A 13,636-nucleotide genomic window follows, 5' to 3' on the forward strand; every position below is an offset into this window, starting at 1 on the left:
CGTGTGCGAGGCTTGTCCCCATGAGCGAGCGCCAGCAGCCCTGGTCCGACGAGGCCGCCGCGCACGGTCGGGTCCTGGTCCTGAGCGACAACCCCATCTCCCGCGCCATCACCTCGATCGCGACCGCCGTGGGGCGCGAGGTGCACGTCGAGCCTGCCGACGACGGCGGACCCGGACTGCACCCGCAGGCCGGTGACGCCGTGGTCCTCTGCGACCACGACGCCCCCGACGCACCGAGCGTGCTGCGAGCCGCACTGGCCTCACCGGCGGCGTACGTCGCGATGATGGCGAGCCGGCAGCGCGCCGTGTCCCTCCTCGACGAGCTCGTGGAGGAGGGCGTCGACGTGGCTGCCCTGCACGTCCCGGCGGGGCACGACCTCGGCGGCAAGGGCCCGGGTGAGATCGCCCTGTCCGTGGTGGCGGAGATCGTGGCCGAGTCCTACGGCCGTCCCGGCGGACCGATGCGCGACTGAGCGTGGCCGACACGTGGGAGGAGCTGGCCTCCGCGACCCTCGCGCGCCAGTTCCCCGGCCCCGGCCCGACCACCGGCGTCGCGGAGCAGCTGGCCCGGATCGGGCCCGTCCAGTCGCAGACCGCCCGCTCCCCCTATCTCGCGCTCGCCGCCCGGTTCCCGGGCACCAGCCGCGCCGAGGTCACCGAGGCCTACGAGTCCGGTGCCGTGGTGCGTGGGAGCACCATCCGCGGCACCGTGCACACGACCACCCCGCAGGCGTACGCGGTCCTCGGAGCGGCCACCCGGGTCGGACAGCGCACCTCGTGGCAGCGGATGCTGCGGCTCGAGCACGGGACGGTCGAGGGTCTGTGGCAGGCCACCGAGGACTTCGCGTCGACGTGGCGAAGCCCCGACGACCTGCGCGACCACCTGCACCGGTGGCTGGTCGAGCACGAGGGCCGTGACGTCGTCACCGGCGGGCCGGGTGGTCGCTACCTCGCCTTCGGCCACGGCGGCCTCGTACGCCGTCCGCTGAACGGCGACTGGGCGGGCCAGGGCGCGCCGGAGTACCGCACCCTCTCGGGCAGCACGGACGCGTCGGTCGGCGACGTGGTCGAGCTCCACCTGCGCAGCCACGGACCCGCTTCGCGCCACGACCTCGCGTGGTGGTCGGGGATGGGGCTGCGGGTGGTCGACGAGCTCGTCGCCGACCTCGACGCCCGGGTGGGGCTGGGCCGGGTCGAGGGTCCGGACGGACGCACCTACCTCGACGTGCCGGACCCGCCCACGCCGCGCGCACTGGACGGCGTACGCCTGCTGCCGGAGTTCGACGCGCTGATGTGCGCCTACGAGCCGGCGGGACGAGAGCGGTTCGCCGAGCCCGCGCACCTCAGGCGCCTCTGGAGCGCGTCCAACGGCCTCGTGCTGCCACCCCTGCTCGTGGACGGCCGGATCACCGGCTGGTGGCGAGCGTCCGGATCGGCGAGGCATCGTCCCTTGGAGGTGGTGTGGTTCGCCGGGACCCGGCGGCCCCGGACGGCGGAGCTCGACGAGCCGGTGGCCGCGCTCGAGGCGGCACTCGGCATCACCATCACGGACCTCTCGCTCACCCGCGAGACGGTGTGACGGCACCTGGCTGGTCGCGCAGGAACTCCCCGGGCGTCATCCCGGTCACCGTGCGGAAGTCGTGCGTGAAGTGCGCCTGGTCGGTGTAGCCGAGCGTGGCGGCCATGTCGGCCAGGCCGGTCGTCCGCGCCTTCAGCGCCTCGACCGCGTCGTGCAGCCGACGGCGCTGGACCAGCCACTTCGGGCTCAGGCCGAGTCGCTGCTCGACCAGGCGCTGGAGGCTCCGCTCGGTCAGCCCGACCTCGCGTGCCACGTCGGACACCCGCGTCGCGTCCGGGTGGTCGCGCAACCAGGTGACGAGCTCGTTGACCCGCATGCCCTGCTCGTCGACCGGCAGGTGCGTCGCCAACCACTGCTCGGTGACCTCGATCGCGGCGGCGTGTGCGTCGGGATCGTCCGGGTCCGACGCCATCGCCGTCCTCACCCGGCCGACGAGGTCGGCGTGGTCGGGCGCGAGCACTGTGTCGAGGTCGACCCAGCGGTCGGTCACGGTGGCGACCGACCGCCCCAGCAGGAGACGCCCCGCGCCAGGGGTGAGCATGGTGCCGACCGCCCAGCCGTCACCCTCGAGCGTCACGCTCGAGCGTCCCCGCGCGACGCCGTAGAAACGGGCATAGGTGTTGCTGACGACCACGAGGCACACGGGGTGCTGGAGGGTGCTCTGGGTGGACGGCTCGGCCAGCGACCAGACCGGGATCCAGAAACGGTCCACCAGGTCCGTGAGATGGCTGCTCGGGGCGTAGCGGTGGATGGGCGGCGAGGGGCGGCTCACACCCGTGAGATGGGCCCGGTCCACGGGATCGACCCTCCGGGCCCCACGCGTGTTCGGCATGTGTCGGATTATCACAAGAGGCACCGACGCCGTTGCTGCGAACGTGGCCCCATGACCGACACCGCACACCACTTCGTCCAGCGGGCCGACGCCTTCGCCACGATCATCGACCGGGCCCGGCCCGCGTGGGACGCACCCACCCCGTGCGCGGGGTGGACCGTGCGCGACGTCGTCGACCACGTCATCGACACCGAGCGTGAGTTCCTCGAGCGGCACGACCTCGGCCCCGACCCCTCCCCCGACCGGGACGACCCGGCCGCTGCGTGGCGCGGGCATGCCGCCGCCGTCGCAGAAGTCCTCGGCCGCGACGGTGTCGCCGAGCTCGAGTACGACGGCTACTTCGGCCGCACCACGATCGCTGCGACCATGGCTGACTTCTACGGCTGGGACCTGGTCGTCCACGGCTCCGACATCGCCCGCGCCACGGGTCGGGAGTGGTCGGTCAGCGACGAGGAGGCGGCACGCCTCCATGCCACGGCCGACGGCTGGGGTGATGCCCTCTACTCCGAGGGGGTGTGCGCCGAGGCCGTCGAGGTGGCCGACGACGCCTCGGCGTCCGACCGCCTGCTGGCCCGGCTGGGCCGGGACCCGGCCTGGCGCCCCTAGCCCAGGAGCGCGCCGCGGATCTCGGTCGCGACCATCGCCATCGTGGTGCGTGCGCGGACCGGGTCCTCGGTCAGGAAGTAGTGGTCGACGCCCGGCGTGATGTCGTGCACCACGCGCACCCCCGAGGCACGCAACCGATGGGCGTAGGCGTCGCCCTCCGCACGGAGGACGTCGTGCTCGGCGGTGAGCACCACGGCCGGGGGCAGCCCGGTCAGGTCCCGGGCCAGCAGGGGCGAGGCGTACGGCTCGCGCCGCGTCGCGGGGTCGGGGAGGTAGACGCGCCGCACCAGTCGCCGCAGCTCCGGCGAGATCATCCCGGGGTCACCGTCGCGCGGCTCCGCGGACAGGTCGAGGGCGGGGATGCCGAGCACCTGGAGCGTCGGGTCGAACGAGCCCGCGTCGCGTGCCTGCAGGGCCACCGAGGCGGCGAGGCCGCCACCGGAGCTGAAGCCGCCGACGGACACCGGTGTGCCGTCGGCGGCGAGCGCTGCGGCGACGTCGTGGGCCCGGTGCTGGGCCACGGGGTAGGCGACCCGCGGCGCGACCTCGAAGTCGACGTTGGCCACCACCACCCCCGCGACTGCGGCGACGTAGCGGCACCACCAGTCGTCCATCGCGGGATGGCGCATGAGGAAGGCCCCGCCGTGCAGGTGCACGTGGACCGGGAGCGGACCGGGTGCCGGGCGGTAGAGGTGCACCGGCACCTTGCCGTGCCGGGTCTGGATCCGCACCCGCTGCGGTGCGGGCAGGTCGCGGCCGGCGAACCTCAGGTCGTCGCCGTACGACACCGTCCACCGCGCCGTGGCGCGCATCATCTCGACCCTGAGCCGGTCACCGAGTCTCATCACGGCACCTTCGGAGCCGCGGCCCCTGCCGGATGGGTCAGGGGCGCTGGAGCGTGACGACCGCGACCGTGCAGCGGCCCCGGACCTCGCCCGGTCCGACGACGACGTCCGGGGACTCCGTCCGCGTGAGGACGTGGGCCACCTGGTCGCCCGCCAGCGGCAGGACCGAGGACCGGCCCAGCTCGAGCACGGTGACGAACGGCTCCACCGGGTCGTCGACGACCACGTCGAGCACGCGCGCCGGTCCCTCGGGGACCGACGCCACGACCACGGCGTCAGCAGGCACCGCGAACGGCCGGTGCTGCTCGAGCACGTGCGTCGCCCCCTCGACGTCGATGCCGAGGACCGGGCCGTCCACCACCGTCAGCAGGCGGCGTACGCCCGGGCGCGACGGCAGCGGCCCGTCGGCGCCGACGTCGACGAGGCAGACCACCCACGACCCGTCGTCGGCCCCGGCCAGCTCGCGCACGGCCACTACTTCTTGCCGGTCTTCTCCGTCGGCTGCGTGGTGGACAGCGCGGCGATGAAGGCCTCCGGCGGGACCTCGACGGTGCCGATGTTCTTCATCCGCTTCTTGCCGGCCTTCTGCTTCTCGAGCAGCTTGCGCTTGCGGCTGATGTCGCCGCCGTAGCACTTGGCGAGGACGTCCTTGCGGATCGCGCGGATGTTCTCGCGGGCGATCACGCGCGCACCGATGGCGGCCTGGATCGGCACCTCGAACTGCTGGCGCGGGATGAGGTCCTTGAGCTTGCCGGCCATCATCACGCCGTAGCTGTAGGCCGCGTCCTTGTGCACGATCGCCGAGAACGCGTCGACCGGCTCGCCCTGGAGCAGGATGTCGACCTTGACCAGGTCAGCGGCCTGCTCGCCGGAGCGCTCGTAGTCGAGGGAGGCATAGCCCTTGGTCCGCGACTTCAGCTGGTCGAAGAAGTCGAAGACGATCTCGCCCATCGGGAGCGTGTAGCGCATCTCGACGCGGTCCTCGGAGAGGTAGTCCATCCCCTGCAGGTTGCCGCGCTTGGTCTGGCACAGCTCCATGATCGTGCCGATGAAGTCGCTCGGGCTGAGGATGGTCGCCTTCACCACGGGCTCGCGGACCTCGGCGATCTTGCCCTCCGGGTACTCGCTCGGGTTGGTCACCGTGACGTCGGTGCCGTCCTCCATCACCACCTCGTAGACCACGTTGGGCGCGGTGGAGATGAGGTCGAGGTCGAACTCGCGCTCGAGCCGGTCGCGGGTGATCTCCATGTGGAGCAGGCCGAGGAAGCCGATGCGGAAGCCGAAGCCCAGGGCGCCGGAGGTCTCGGGCTCGAAGGTCAGCGCCGCGTCGTTGAGCTGCAGCCGCTCCAGCGCGTCGCGCAGCGTCGGGTAGTCGTCGCCGTCGATCGGGTAGAGGCCGGAGTAGACCATCGGGTTGGGGTGCTTGTAGCCCCCCAGCGCCTCGGTGGCCCCGTGGTGCTGGCTGGTGACGGTGTCGCCGACGCGCGACTGGCGTACGTCCTTCACCCCGGTGATGAGGTAGCCCACCTCGCCGACGCCGAGGTCGGCGGCCTTGACGGGCTCGGGGCTGATCACGCCGACCTCGAGCATCTCGTGCACGGCGCCGGTCGACATCATCTTGATGCGGTCGCGGTGGGTGAGCTTGCCGTCGACCACGCGGACGTAGGTGACCACGCCGCGGTAGGTGTCGTAGACGGAGTCGAAGATCAGCGCCCGCGGCGGCGCGTCGGCGTCGCCGACCGGGTGCGGGGTCTGCTTGACGATCTCGTTGAGCAGACCCGCGACGCCGACGCCGGTCTTGGCACTGACGCGCAGCACGTCCTCGGGCTCGCAGCCGACGAGGCCGGCCAGCTCGGCGGCGTACTTGTCGACCATCGCGCCGGGCAGGTCGATCTTGTTGAGCACCGGGATGATGTGGAGGTCGGCGCCCATGGCGAGGTAGAGGTTGGCCAGCGTCTGGGCCTCGATGCCCTGCGCGGCGTCGACGAGCAGGACTGCGGCCTCGCACGCCTCGAGCGAGCGGGACACCTCATAGGTGAAGTCGACGTGGCCGGGGGTGTCGATCATGTTGAGGACGTAGGTGCCGGGCTCAGCGCCCTCCTCGTTGTCGCCCGGCACGGTCCACGGCATGCGCACGGCCTGCGACTTGATCGTGATGCCGCGCTCGCGCTCGATGTCCATGCGGTCGAGGTACTGCGCCCGCGCCGCCCGCTCGTTTACCACGCCGGTGAGCTGCAGCATGCGGTCGGCCAGCGTGGACTTGCCGTGGTCGATGTGCGCGATGATGCAGAAGTTGCGGATGATCGACGGGTCGGTCGAGCCAGGCTTGGGCGCGTTCTTGAGGCTCACGGACTGCTTTCAGGGGTACGACGGCGGGGTCGGGTCATTCTTCCACGCGCTGCGAGCCTCACCGAACCGGCGCGTTAGCGTGCGCGGGTGACCTCTCGGACCGGATCGGCGCACCTGCCACTGGTGCCCGCCGCCGCGTTCGTGCTCGTGTGGTCCTCGGGCTACGTCTCCGGGCCGGCGGCGGTCGACGCCGCCGCGCCCTTCACGGTGCTGGGCTGGCGCTTCGTGCTCGCGGCGGTCCTGGCCGCAGCCCTGTCCCTGGCGCTGCGCCGGCCGACCCGGATGGACCGCGCCACCCTCGCCCGCGTCGCGGCGGTCGGGCTGGTGATGAACGCCGTGCAGTTCGGCCTGATGTACGTCGCCTTCGACCTCGGCCTCGGCGCCACTCTCGCCTCGCTCTTCCACGCCCTCAGCCCGGTCCTCACCGCGCTGCTCGCCGCCGGGCTGCTCGGGGAGCGCGTGTCGCCGCTGCAGGTCGTCGGCTTCGTCGTCGGGGTGCTCGGCGTGCTGCTGGTGCTCGGCGGTGACCTCAGCCACGCGGGCGGCGTGGCCGCGGTGCTGATCGGCTGCCTGAGCATGCTCACCCTCAGCCTCGGCACCCTCGGCCAGCGGTGGATCGGGGCCCAGCCCGACCTGCTGTGGTCGGCCACCGTCCAGTTCGCGGTGTCCGCTCCTCCGATGCTGGTGCTGGGATGGACGACCGAGGGGGCGTGGCCGGTCACCGACGCCCGCCAGGCCTTGGTGGCGGTGGTCTTCCTGGCCGTCGTCAACTCGATCGTCGGCCTGGTGCTGTTGTCGCTGCTGGTGCTGCGCGGGGGCTCGGGGGCGGCGGCGAGCCTGTTCTTCCTCAGCCCGCCGGTCACCGCCGTGCTCGCCTGGCTGGTCCTCGACGAGACCCTCTCGGCCCTCCAGCTCGTCGGCCTGGTCGTCGCGGTCGTCGGCGTGGCCGTCGCGACCCGCACCCGCCGTACGCCGGACCTCGCGCCCTCGCCCTCCCCGCCGGCGTAGTCCACCGGGAAGTGGTCGTCGGGCCGGTGTAGTCCACCGGGAAACGGTCGTCGGGCCGGCGTAGTCCACCGGGAAACGGTCGTCGGGCGACCCTCCGGGCAACCACATCCCGGTGGACTACCGCGTGGTCGGCACCCAGTAGCGCCGCTTCACCCCGCGTACGTCCTCCAGCTCGCCGCCGGCCGCCTCGATCACCCGGACGGAGCCCACGTTGTCGTCGTCACAGGTGACCAGGGCCGGGTCGATGCCCAGCTCGAGCGCCCACGGCAGGGCCGCGCGCAGCATGGCGGTGGCGTGGCCCTCACGCCGGCGCGTGGGGCGTACGTCGTAGCCGATGTGGCCACCGACGTCGAGCAGGAAGTCGTTGAGCCGGTGGCGGATCGCCAGCCGGCCGAGGTAGTGACCACCGTCCACCCACCACAGCGTCGTGCACGGCACGTGCCACTCCGGACGCGGGCTCTCCTCCAGCGCGTCGGCGCGGACCGCCTCGACGAAGGCGGCGAAGGTCTGCGGGTCGCGCCAGCCCGGAGCGTTGTGGTCGATCCACGCAGCCGTCTGACTGCGCTCCGCGCCCTCGGCGACGAACTCGTCCATGGCCTCCAGGAAGGACGCGCGGACGGAGGTGGTGGGCAGGACGAGCTCGGGCATGGGCGCCATCCTTCCCCGACGCCGGTGCGCGACGCACACGGGTTTCGTCGGTCAGGCGGCCGGGTGGGCGGATATCGGTTCGTCCTCGACAGGTCGGTGGGAGAGGATTCCGCACATGTCCCGCACCGCACCCGTCACGCCCTACCCCGTCCCGCACGACCGGACGGCCCGGCGCCTCGAGTGGCCCTTCCTCCCGCCCCACCTCCGGGCCTACATCGAGCGCAAGTGCGGCTCCCCCGTCGTCACCGCGACCTCCCAGACCAGCGGCTTCACCCCGGGCTTCGCCTCCGTGCTCGTCTGCGAGGACGGCTCGCGCCACTTCGTGAAGGCCGCGTCCGTCAAGGCGCAGCGCATGTTCGCCGACTCCTACCGCGAGGAGGCGCGCAAGCTCGCCGCACTGCCCACCGGCGTCCCGGCGCCGCGCCTGCTCTGGCACCTCGACGACGACTGGGTGGTGCTCGGCATCGAGCACGTCGCCGCACGGACCCCGCACCGCCCCTGGCGCGCGGGCGACCTCGACGCGCTCCTCGACTCCCTCGAGGTCGTCGCCGACGTGCTGACCCCAGCCCCCGCCGGCCTCGCCCTCGACACGGCCGAGGCCGACTTCGCCCCGCTGCTGGACGGCTGGGAGTCGATCCACCGCACCCGCACCGACCTGGACCCGACGCACCTCGCCGAGGCGGAGGCGCTGGCACGCCGCTACGCCGAGGTCGTCGGCGGCGACACGCTCGTCCACACCGACGTCCGCTCCGACAACGTCCTCATCGACGCCGACGGCCGCGCGCTCCTGTGCGACTGGAACTGGCCGGTGCGCGGCGCGGCGTGGTTCGACTCGCTCGCGGCGCTCATCGCTCCGCGCGGCGAGGGCATCGACGTCGACGCGGTGATCGCCGAGCGACGTCTCCTGCGCGACCTCGACGCCGAGACGCTGGACATCAACCTCGCGCTCTACGTCGGCTACTTCCTCTCCCAGTGCGAGCTGCCGGTCCCGCCGACCTCGCCGCACATCCGCGACCACCAGCGCTGGCAGGGCGAGGTGTGCTGGGACTGGCTGGCCGAGCGCCGGGGCTGGGCGTGAGCGCACCCCGCGCGGTCGGCGTACGCCTGCCGTACGCCGCCGTGCCCGCCGCGGTGCGCGCGTGGGTCGAGCACGAGCTGGGCTCCCCCGTCGTCGGCACCGCCGAGCAGGTCGGCGGCATGTCGCCGGGCTGTGCGACGCGGCTGACCTGCGCCGACGGGACCCGCGCCTTCGTCAAGACGGTCGGCTCCGAGCTCAACCCCGACACCCCCGGCCTGTTCCGCCGCGAGGTCGCGGTGCTCGAGCACCTCGGCGAGCACCCGCTGTGGGCGACCCTGCGGGCGGCGTACGACGACGGAGCCTGGGTCGCGCTGCTGATCGAGGACGTCGAGGGACGCCACCCCGACTTCAGCGACGACGCGGAGCTGCGAGCGGTCCTCGACGGGACCGACCGGCTCTCCGAGGTCCTGCAGGAGCGGGAGGTCCCGCAGTCGGTGGACCTGGCGGACATCGGCGAGCGGTTCCGGACCTGGGCGGACACGCTCGCGACCCTCGCCGACGCACCGGACTCGACACCGGTGCCCGACTGGCTGCGCACCGACCCGCACGGCTGGGCGGAGGTCCTGCGCGAGCTGGCGGCACGCCCGATGCGGCACCTCACCCACTGGGACATCCGGATCGACAACATGCTGCGCCGCCCGGGCGGCGAGATCGTCTTCCTCGACTGGGGGATGGCGGCCCGCGGCCCTGCGTGGGCCGACCCGCTGCTCGCCCGGCTCGAGCGGATGGACGCCCCGTGGTTCGACACCTCGCTCGCCACCTCCCCCGCCCTGGCCCGAGCAGGCGACGAAGCCGTCACCGCGTTCCTCGCGGGCATGGGGGCCCACCTGGCCGTACGCTCCGGGGTGGCCGTCGACGTCAACCTCCCGACGCTCAACGATTTCCGGATCCGCGAGTCGCGGCGCATGCTGGAGGCCGTCGCTCGTCGCACCGGCCGCAGGAGCGGCCGCGGCGCACGACGGATTTGGGCGCGCACGAGGCCTGACGGTAGAGTTTCTCCCTGCGTGTCCGGCGCCCGCCCCTGACCGGGGTTGCCAGGCAGCCGACAGCACCAGACTTCCATTCCAGACCAGCTCGAGCATCCGAGGATCCACACGTGGCGAACATCAAGTCCCAGATCAAGCGCAACAAGCAGAACGAGAAGGCGCGCCAGCGCAACCAGGCCGTGAAGTCGCGCCTGAAGACTGCCGTTCGCAAGTTCCGCGAGCTGTCCGAGGCTGGCGACAAGGACGCCGCCGTGGCTGCCAGCCGCGACGCCATGAAGGCCCTCGACAAGGCCGCCTCGAAGGGTGTCATCCACTCCAACCAGGCCGCCAACCGCAAGTCGTCGATCGCCAAGAAGGCCGCCTCGCTCTGAGTCGTCCCTCCACCGCAAGCACCCGCCCCCGTGGCGGGTGTTTCGCATTTCGGGCCGGTCGCGACCCTCAGCGGCTCTCGCGCAGCCCGGCCACGGTGAGGACCAGCCGCTCGAGCGTGTAGGACGCGTCGTGCGCCTGGCCCTTGATGTCGGCGTCGGCGACCGCGACCGCGCGTACGGCCGCAGCGATGCCCTCCGGCGTCCAGGCGCGCGACTGCTCGCGCACGGTCCGCACCTTCCACGGCGGCACGCCGAGGTCGCGGGCGAGGTCGGCGTCGCGCGCCCCACGGGAGGCTCCGAGGTAGCGCGCCAGGCCGCGGGCCGAAGCCGCCATCGCGGACGTCACGAGCACCCCCGGGGTCCCGGTGTCGAGCGCCCACCGCAGCTCCTCGAGCGCCAGCGCACGCTTGCCGGAGAAGGCGGCGTCGGCGACGGTGAAGGACTTGGCCTCCGCGCGACCACCGAAGTATCGCTGGACCTTCTCGACCGTCAGCTGCTCGCCGGGGTAGTCGTTGGTGAGCTGGTCGGCCGCAGCCGCCAACGAGCGCAGGTCGTGGCCGATGGCCTGCACCAGGAAGGTCGCGGCGTCCGAGGCGATCTTCGCGCCGTGCGAGGCGACCTCGGAGGTCACGAAGCCGGGCATCTCGCTGGCCTTGATCTCCTCGGACTTCACCTCGGTCACGGCAGCCAGCTTGCGCAGCTTGGTGAGCACGCCGCTGCCCTTCTGCCCGCCGGAGTGCACCAGCACGAGCGCGACGTCGTCGGCCGGGGCGGCGCAGTAGGACAGGAGGCCGTCGACGGACTCGTCGGGAAGGTCCTCCAGGCCGCGGACGACCACGCAGCGGATCGAGGAGAAGAGCGACGGCGCGGACATCTCGCCCAGCGAGGCGAGGGTGAGCTCGGAGGCCGCCGACTCGGCGAGCTCGGCCTCCGCGTCGTGGGCCCGGACGGCCTCGCGGACCGAGCCGACCGTGCGCGCGGAGAGGTATTCCTCCTTGCCCGTCACGAGGACGACGCGGCCGAGGACCTGAGCGGCGGAGGGAGTGCGAGCCATGGTGGGACCAGCCTAGTCGCGGGTGACGACACCGACCTCGCCCCGTCGCACGACCACCACGACGTCGCCGGCGAGGTCCGTACGCCACACCTCCGCACCCGCCGCCTCCAGGGCGGCGAGGACGTCGGGCGCAGGGTGCCCGTAGTCGTTGTCCTCCCCCACCGACACCAACGCCACCCGCGCCCGGAGCGAGGTCAGCCAGTCGAGGTCCTGGTGCCGGCTGCCGTGGTGGGGGACCTTGAGGACGTCGACCTCCAGGCCCGCCACGTCGCGCGCCAGCGCCGCCTGCGCCGACGGCTCGACGTCGCCGGTCAGCAGGACCAGCAGGCCACCGACCTCGGCCAGGACCACGACGCTGGCGTTGTTGGGGGCGCTCTCGCTGGGGTCCGTGCGGCCGGCCCCCGGGGGCGGCCAGACCGCCTGCAGGGTGACGTCGCCGAACCTGCGCGTGCCGCCGTACGCCGCCACGTCCGGGTCGCGCCCCGCCGCCGTCTCCACCACCTCCACCCCGGCGACCGGATCGAGCAGCCCGGTGCCCTCGACCACCCCGACCTCGCGCCCCTCGATGACCCCCGCCACCCCGTCGACGTGGTCGGCGTGGAAGTGGGTGAGCAGCAGCAGCGGCACCTGCTCGACCTCGAGCCGGTCGAGGCAGGCGTCCATCAGGGCCGGGTCGGGACCCGCGTCGACCACCACGGCGGCGCGCTCCCCCGCCCGCAGCACCAGGCCGTCACCCTGCCCCACGTCGCATGCGGCCAGCACCCACCCCGCGGGCGGCCAGCCCGGCGTCGGGGGCCGCACGAGCATGACCACCACGAGCAGCCCGGTGCACGCCAGCGTCGACGCCGGGTTGCCGAGCAGCCTCGGCGCCACCGGTACGGACACCAGGCACGCGAGGGTCAGGACGAGGAGCGCGACCGGTCCGGTGCCCCAGTCGATCGCGGCGGTCGGGACCGCCGCGCCCCAGCGGGCGACCGTGATGATCCACCCCGCCGACCACGCCGCGGGCGCGCCCACCACCACTCCGAGCGGCGCCCAGACCAGCCCGAGCAGCCCGCCGCCGAGGCCGAGGACGGTGGCCGGGGCGACGGCCGGGGCGGCCAGCAGGTTGGCGCCGACCGCGACAAGGCTGACCTGACCGGACAGCGCTGCGACGACGGGGGTGCACGCCACCTGCGCGGCCAGCGGCACCGAGACGGCCTCCGCCACCCACCGCGGCGTCCAACGGCGCAGGGCGTCGCGCCACACCGGCGCGAGCAGCAGGATCCCGGCCGTGGCGAGCACGGAGAGCGCGAAGCCGGCCGTCACCGCCAGGCGCGGCCAGAGCAGGAGGAGGCCGAGCACCGCCACCCCGAGCCCGCGCGTCCCGCGTGAGCGACCGTTGCTGCCCATCCCGACGAGCGCGACGGTCCCCATCGCGGCCGCACGTACGACGCTGGGCTCGGCGCGCGCGGTCAGCACGAAGCCGGCGATGCCCACCGCGGCCAGCACGTGCAGCCACCGACCGCGCACGCCGAGCCAGCGGCCCAGGATCAGCAGGGCGCCGACCACGAGAGTGAGGTTGGTGCCGCTCACCGCGAGCAGGTGGGTGAGCCCGGTGGTGCGGAAGTCGTCGGCGAGGCCGGGGTCGAGGCCACCGTCGTCGCCCACCACCAGGGCCGGCACCAGCTCGCGCGCGTCGGCGTCCCGGCCGGTGACCGCGGCGCGCACCGAGCGGCGTACCGCTGCTGCGGCGTCCCACCACACGTCGGGACCGGCGACCACGCGGGGCTCCCCCGTCGGGCGCACCAGCGCTGCCTCCTCGCCGTCGCCGGGCACCAGCCGGGCGGTGGTCTCCAGGGTCGTGCCGAGCGGCAGGCGCGGCCAGTCGGCGCCCGCCATCACCACCACCGGCGCGGTCAGCGCCCAAGCCGTGCCCCGGCCCTCGACCCGCGACACCGTGGCCTGCACGACCTGGAGCTCGCCGTAGCGTCCCGCCACGACACGGACGTCGGAGGTGAGCTCGAGGCGGACGTCGACGACCGCCGACTCCTCGGCGAGCGTGGTGAGCGGCGAGGTCGCGACCAGCGTGAGCTGCAGGGTGGCCACTCCTGCGACTGCTGCGAGCGCGGCCACCGGCCCCAGCCAGGCTGCCGCGAGGGTCCCGCGGACCGCGAGGACGAGCGCTCCCACGACCACGCCCACGACGGTTGCCAGCGCCCCCCGTCCCGGCAGGAGCAGCACGAGCAGCGCCCCCACCCACGCGCCGGCACCGAGCGCGACCGCGCGCAGGTCGGGCAC

The 13,636-nt window shown here is 73.5% G+C and carries 14 protein-coding genes; 7 read left to right on the plus strand and 7 right to left on the minus strand.

Annotated elements, in window-relative coordinates:
- Window positions 1-20: 20 nt before the first annotated feature.
- Both K4G59_RS16265 and K4G59_RS16270 read left to right on the plus strand, forming a co-directional pair.
- Window positions 21-473 carry an XdhC family protein gene (locus K4G59_RS16265; protein WP_231252114.1) on the plus strand — a complete coding sequence of 151 codons (453 nt, stop codon included), beginning with the start codon at window positions 21-23 and terminating at the stop codon, window positions 471-473.
- A gap of 2 nt (window positions 474-475) precedes the next feature.
- Complete coding sequence (locus K4G59_RS16270; protein WP_231252115.1) at window positions 476-1,579, plus strand: DNA glycosylase AlkZ-like family protein; 1,104 nt, start codon at window positions 476-478, stop codon at window positions 1,577-1,579.
- On the opposite strand, the gene K4G59_RS20580 is transcribed toward K4G59_RS16270, so the two are convergent.
- The gene (locus tag K4G59_RS20580; RefSeq protein ID WP_231252116.1) at window positions 1,560-2,375 is read right to left on the minus strand and encodes a helix-turn-helix domain-containing protein; all 816 of its coding nucleotides are present in this window, start codon (window positions 2,373-2,375) and stop codon (window positions 1,560-1,562) included. The genes K4G59_RS16270 and K4G59_RS20580 overlap by 20 nt on opposite strands.
- An 87-nt stretch (window positions 2,376-2,462) precedes the next feature.
- On the opposite strand from K4G59_RS20580, the gene K4G59_RS16280 reads away from it, so the two are divergent.
- Window positions 2,463-3,017 carry a TIGR03086 family metal-binding protein gene (locus tag K4G59_RS16280; RefSeq protein WP_231252117.1) on the plus strand — a complete coding sequence of 185 codons (555 nt, stop codon included), beginning with the start codon at window positions 2,463-2,465 and terminating at the stop codon, window positions 3,015-3,017.
- On the opposite strand, the gene K4G59_RS16285 is transcribed toward K4G59_RS16280, so the two are convergent.
- From K4G59_RS16285 to lepA, 3 genes are read right to left on the minus strand one after another with little or no spacing between them, the layout of a single operon-like run.
- Window positions 3,014-3,862, minus strand: a complete 849-nt coding sequence (locus K4G59_RS16285) for an alpha/beta hydrolase fold domain-containing protein (protein ID WP_231252118.1) — start codon at window positions 3,860-3,862, stop codon at window positions 3,014-3,016. The two genes, K4G59_RS16280 and K4G59_RS16285, sit on opposite strands and share 4 nt — an antisense overlap.
- Before the next feature lie 37 nt (window positions 3,863-3,899).
- Window positions 3,900-4,331 (minus strand): HutD family protein, encoded by a 432-nt coding sequence (locus K4G59_RS16290; RefSeq protein ID WP_231252119.1) that lies wholly within the window; start codon window positions 4,329-4,331, stop codon window positions 3,900-3,902.
- Between the two features lie 5 nt (window positions 4,332-4,336).
- Window positions 4,337-6,211 carry a translation elongation factor 4 gene (lepA, locus tag K4G59_RS16295; RefSeq protein ID WP_231252120.1) on the minus strand — a complete coding sequence of 625 codons (1,875 nt, stop codon included), beginning with the start codon at window positions 6,209-6,211 and terminating at the stop codon, window positions 4,337-4,339.
- An 87-nt stretch (window positions 6,212-6,298) separates the two neighbouring features.
- On the opposite strand from lepA, the gene K4G59_RS16300 reads away from it, so the two are divergent.
- Window positions 6,299-7,219, plus strand: coding sequence for an EamA family transporter (locus K4G59_RS16300; RefSeq protein ID WP_231252121.1), 921 nt, complete (start codon window positions 6,299-6,301; stop codon window positions 7,217-7,219).
- Between the two features lie 117 nt (window positions 7,220-7,336).
- Here K4G59_RS16300 and K4G59_RS16305 read toward each other — a convergent pair whose 3' ends face one another.
- The gene (locus tag K4G59_RS16305; RefSeq protein ID WP_231252122.1) at window positions 7,337-7,867 is read right to left on the minus strand and encodes a GNAT family N-acetyltransferase; all 531 of its coding nucleotides are present in this window, start codon (window positions 7,865-7,867) and stop codon (window positions 7,337-7,339) included.
- Window positions 7,868-7,982: 115 nt separating this feature from the next.
- Here K4G59_RS16305 and K4G59_RS16310 point away from each other — a divergent pair, with 115 nt between their 5' ends.
- From K4G59_RS16310 to rpsT, 3 genes are all read left to right on the plus strand, one after another.
- Window positions 7,983-8,945 (plus strand): phosphotransferase, encoded by a 963-nt coding sequence (locus K4G59_RS16310; RefSeq protein WP_231252123.1) that lies wholly within the window; start codon window positions 7,983-7,985, stop codon window positions 8,943-8,945.
- A complete protein-coding gene (locus tag K4G59_RS16315; RefSeq protein WP_231252124.1) occupies window positions 8,942-9,970 on the plus strand; it encodes an aminoglycoside phosphotransferase family protein in 1,029 nt (342 codons plus the stop codon). Before K4G59_RS16310 ends, K4G59_RS16315 begins: the two co-directional genes overlap by 4 nt.
- A gap of 71 nt (window positions 9,971-10,041) precedes the next feature.
- On the plus strand, window positions 10,042-10,302 hold the full coding sequence (gene rpsT / locus K4G59_RS16320; protein ID WP_207084690.1) for a 30S ribosomal protein S20: 261 nt from the start codon (window positions 10,042-10,044) through the stop codon (window positions 10,300-10,302).
- 67 nt (window positions 10,303-10,369) lie between these two features.
- On the opposite strand, the gene holA is transcribed toward rpsT, so the two are convergent.
- Together holA and K4G59_RS16330 are read right to left on the minus strand one after the other, a co-directional pair.
- Window positions 10,370-11,356, minus strand: coding sequence for a DNA polymerase III subunit delta (gene holA / locus K4G59_RS16325; protein WP_231252125.1), 987 nt, complete (start codon window positions 11,354-11,356; stop codon window positions 10,370-10,372).
- Between the two features lie 12 nt (window positions 11,357-11,368).
- Window positions 11,369-13,636 carry a ComEC/Rec2 family competence protein gene (locus K4G59_RS16330; RefSeq protein WP_231252126.1) on the minus strand — a complete coding sequence of 756 codons (2,268 nt, stop codon included), beginning with the start codon at window positions 13,634-13,636 and terminating at the stop codon, window positions 11,369-11,371.

This window comes from Nocardioides furvisabuli (assembly GCF_021083185.1).
In the GTDB taxonomy this organism is placed as follows: domain Bacteria; phylum Actinomycetota; class Actinomycetes; order Propionibacteriales; family Nocardioidaceae; genus Nocardioides; species Nocardioides furvisabuli.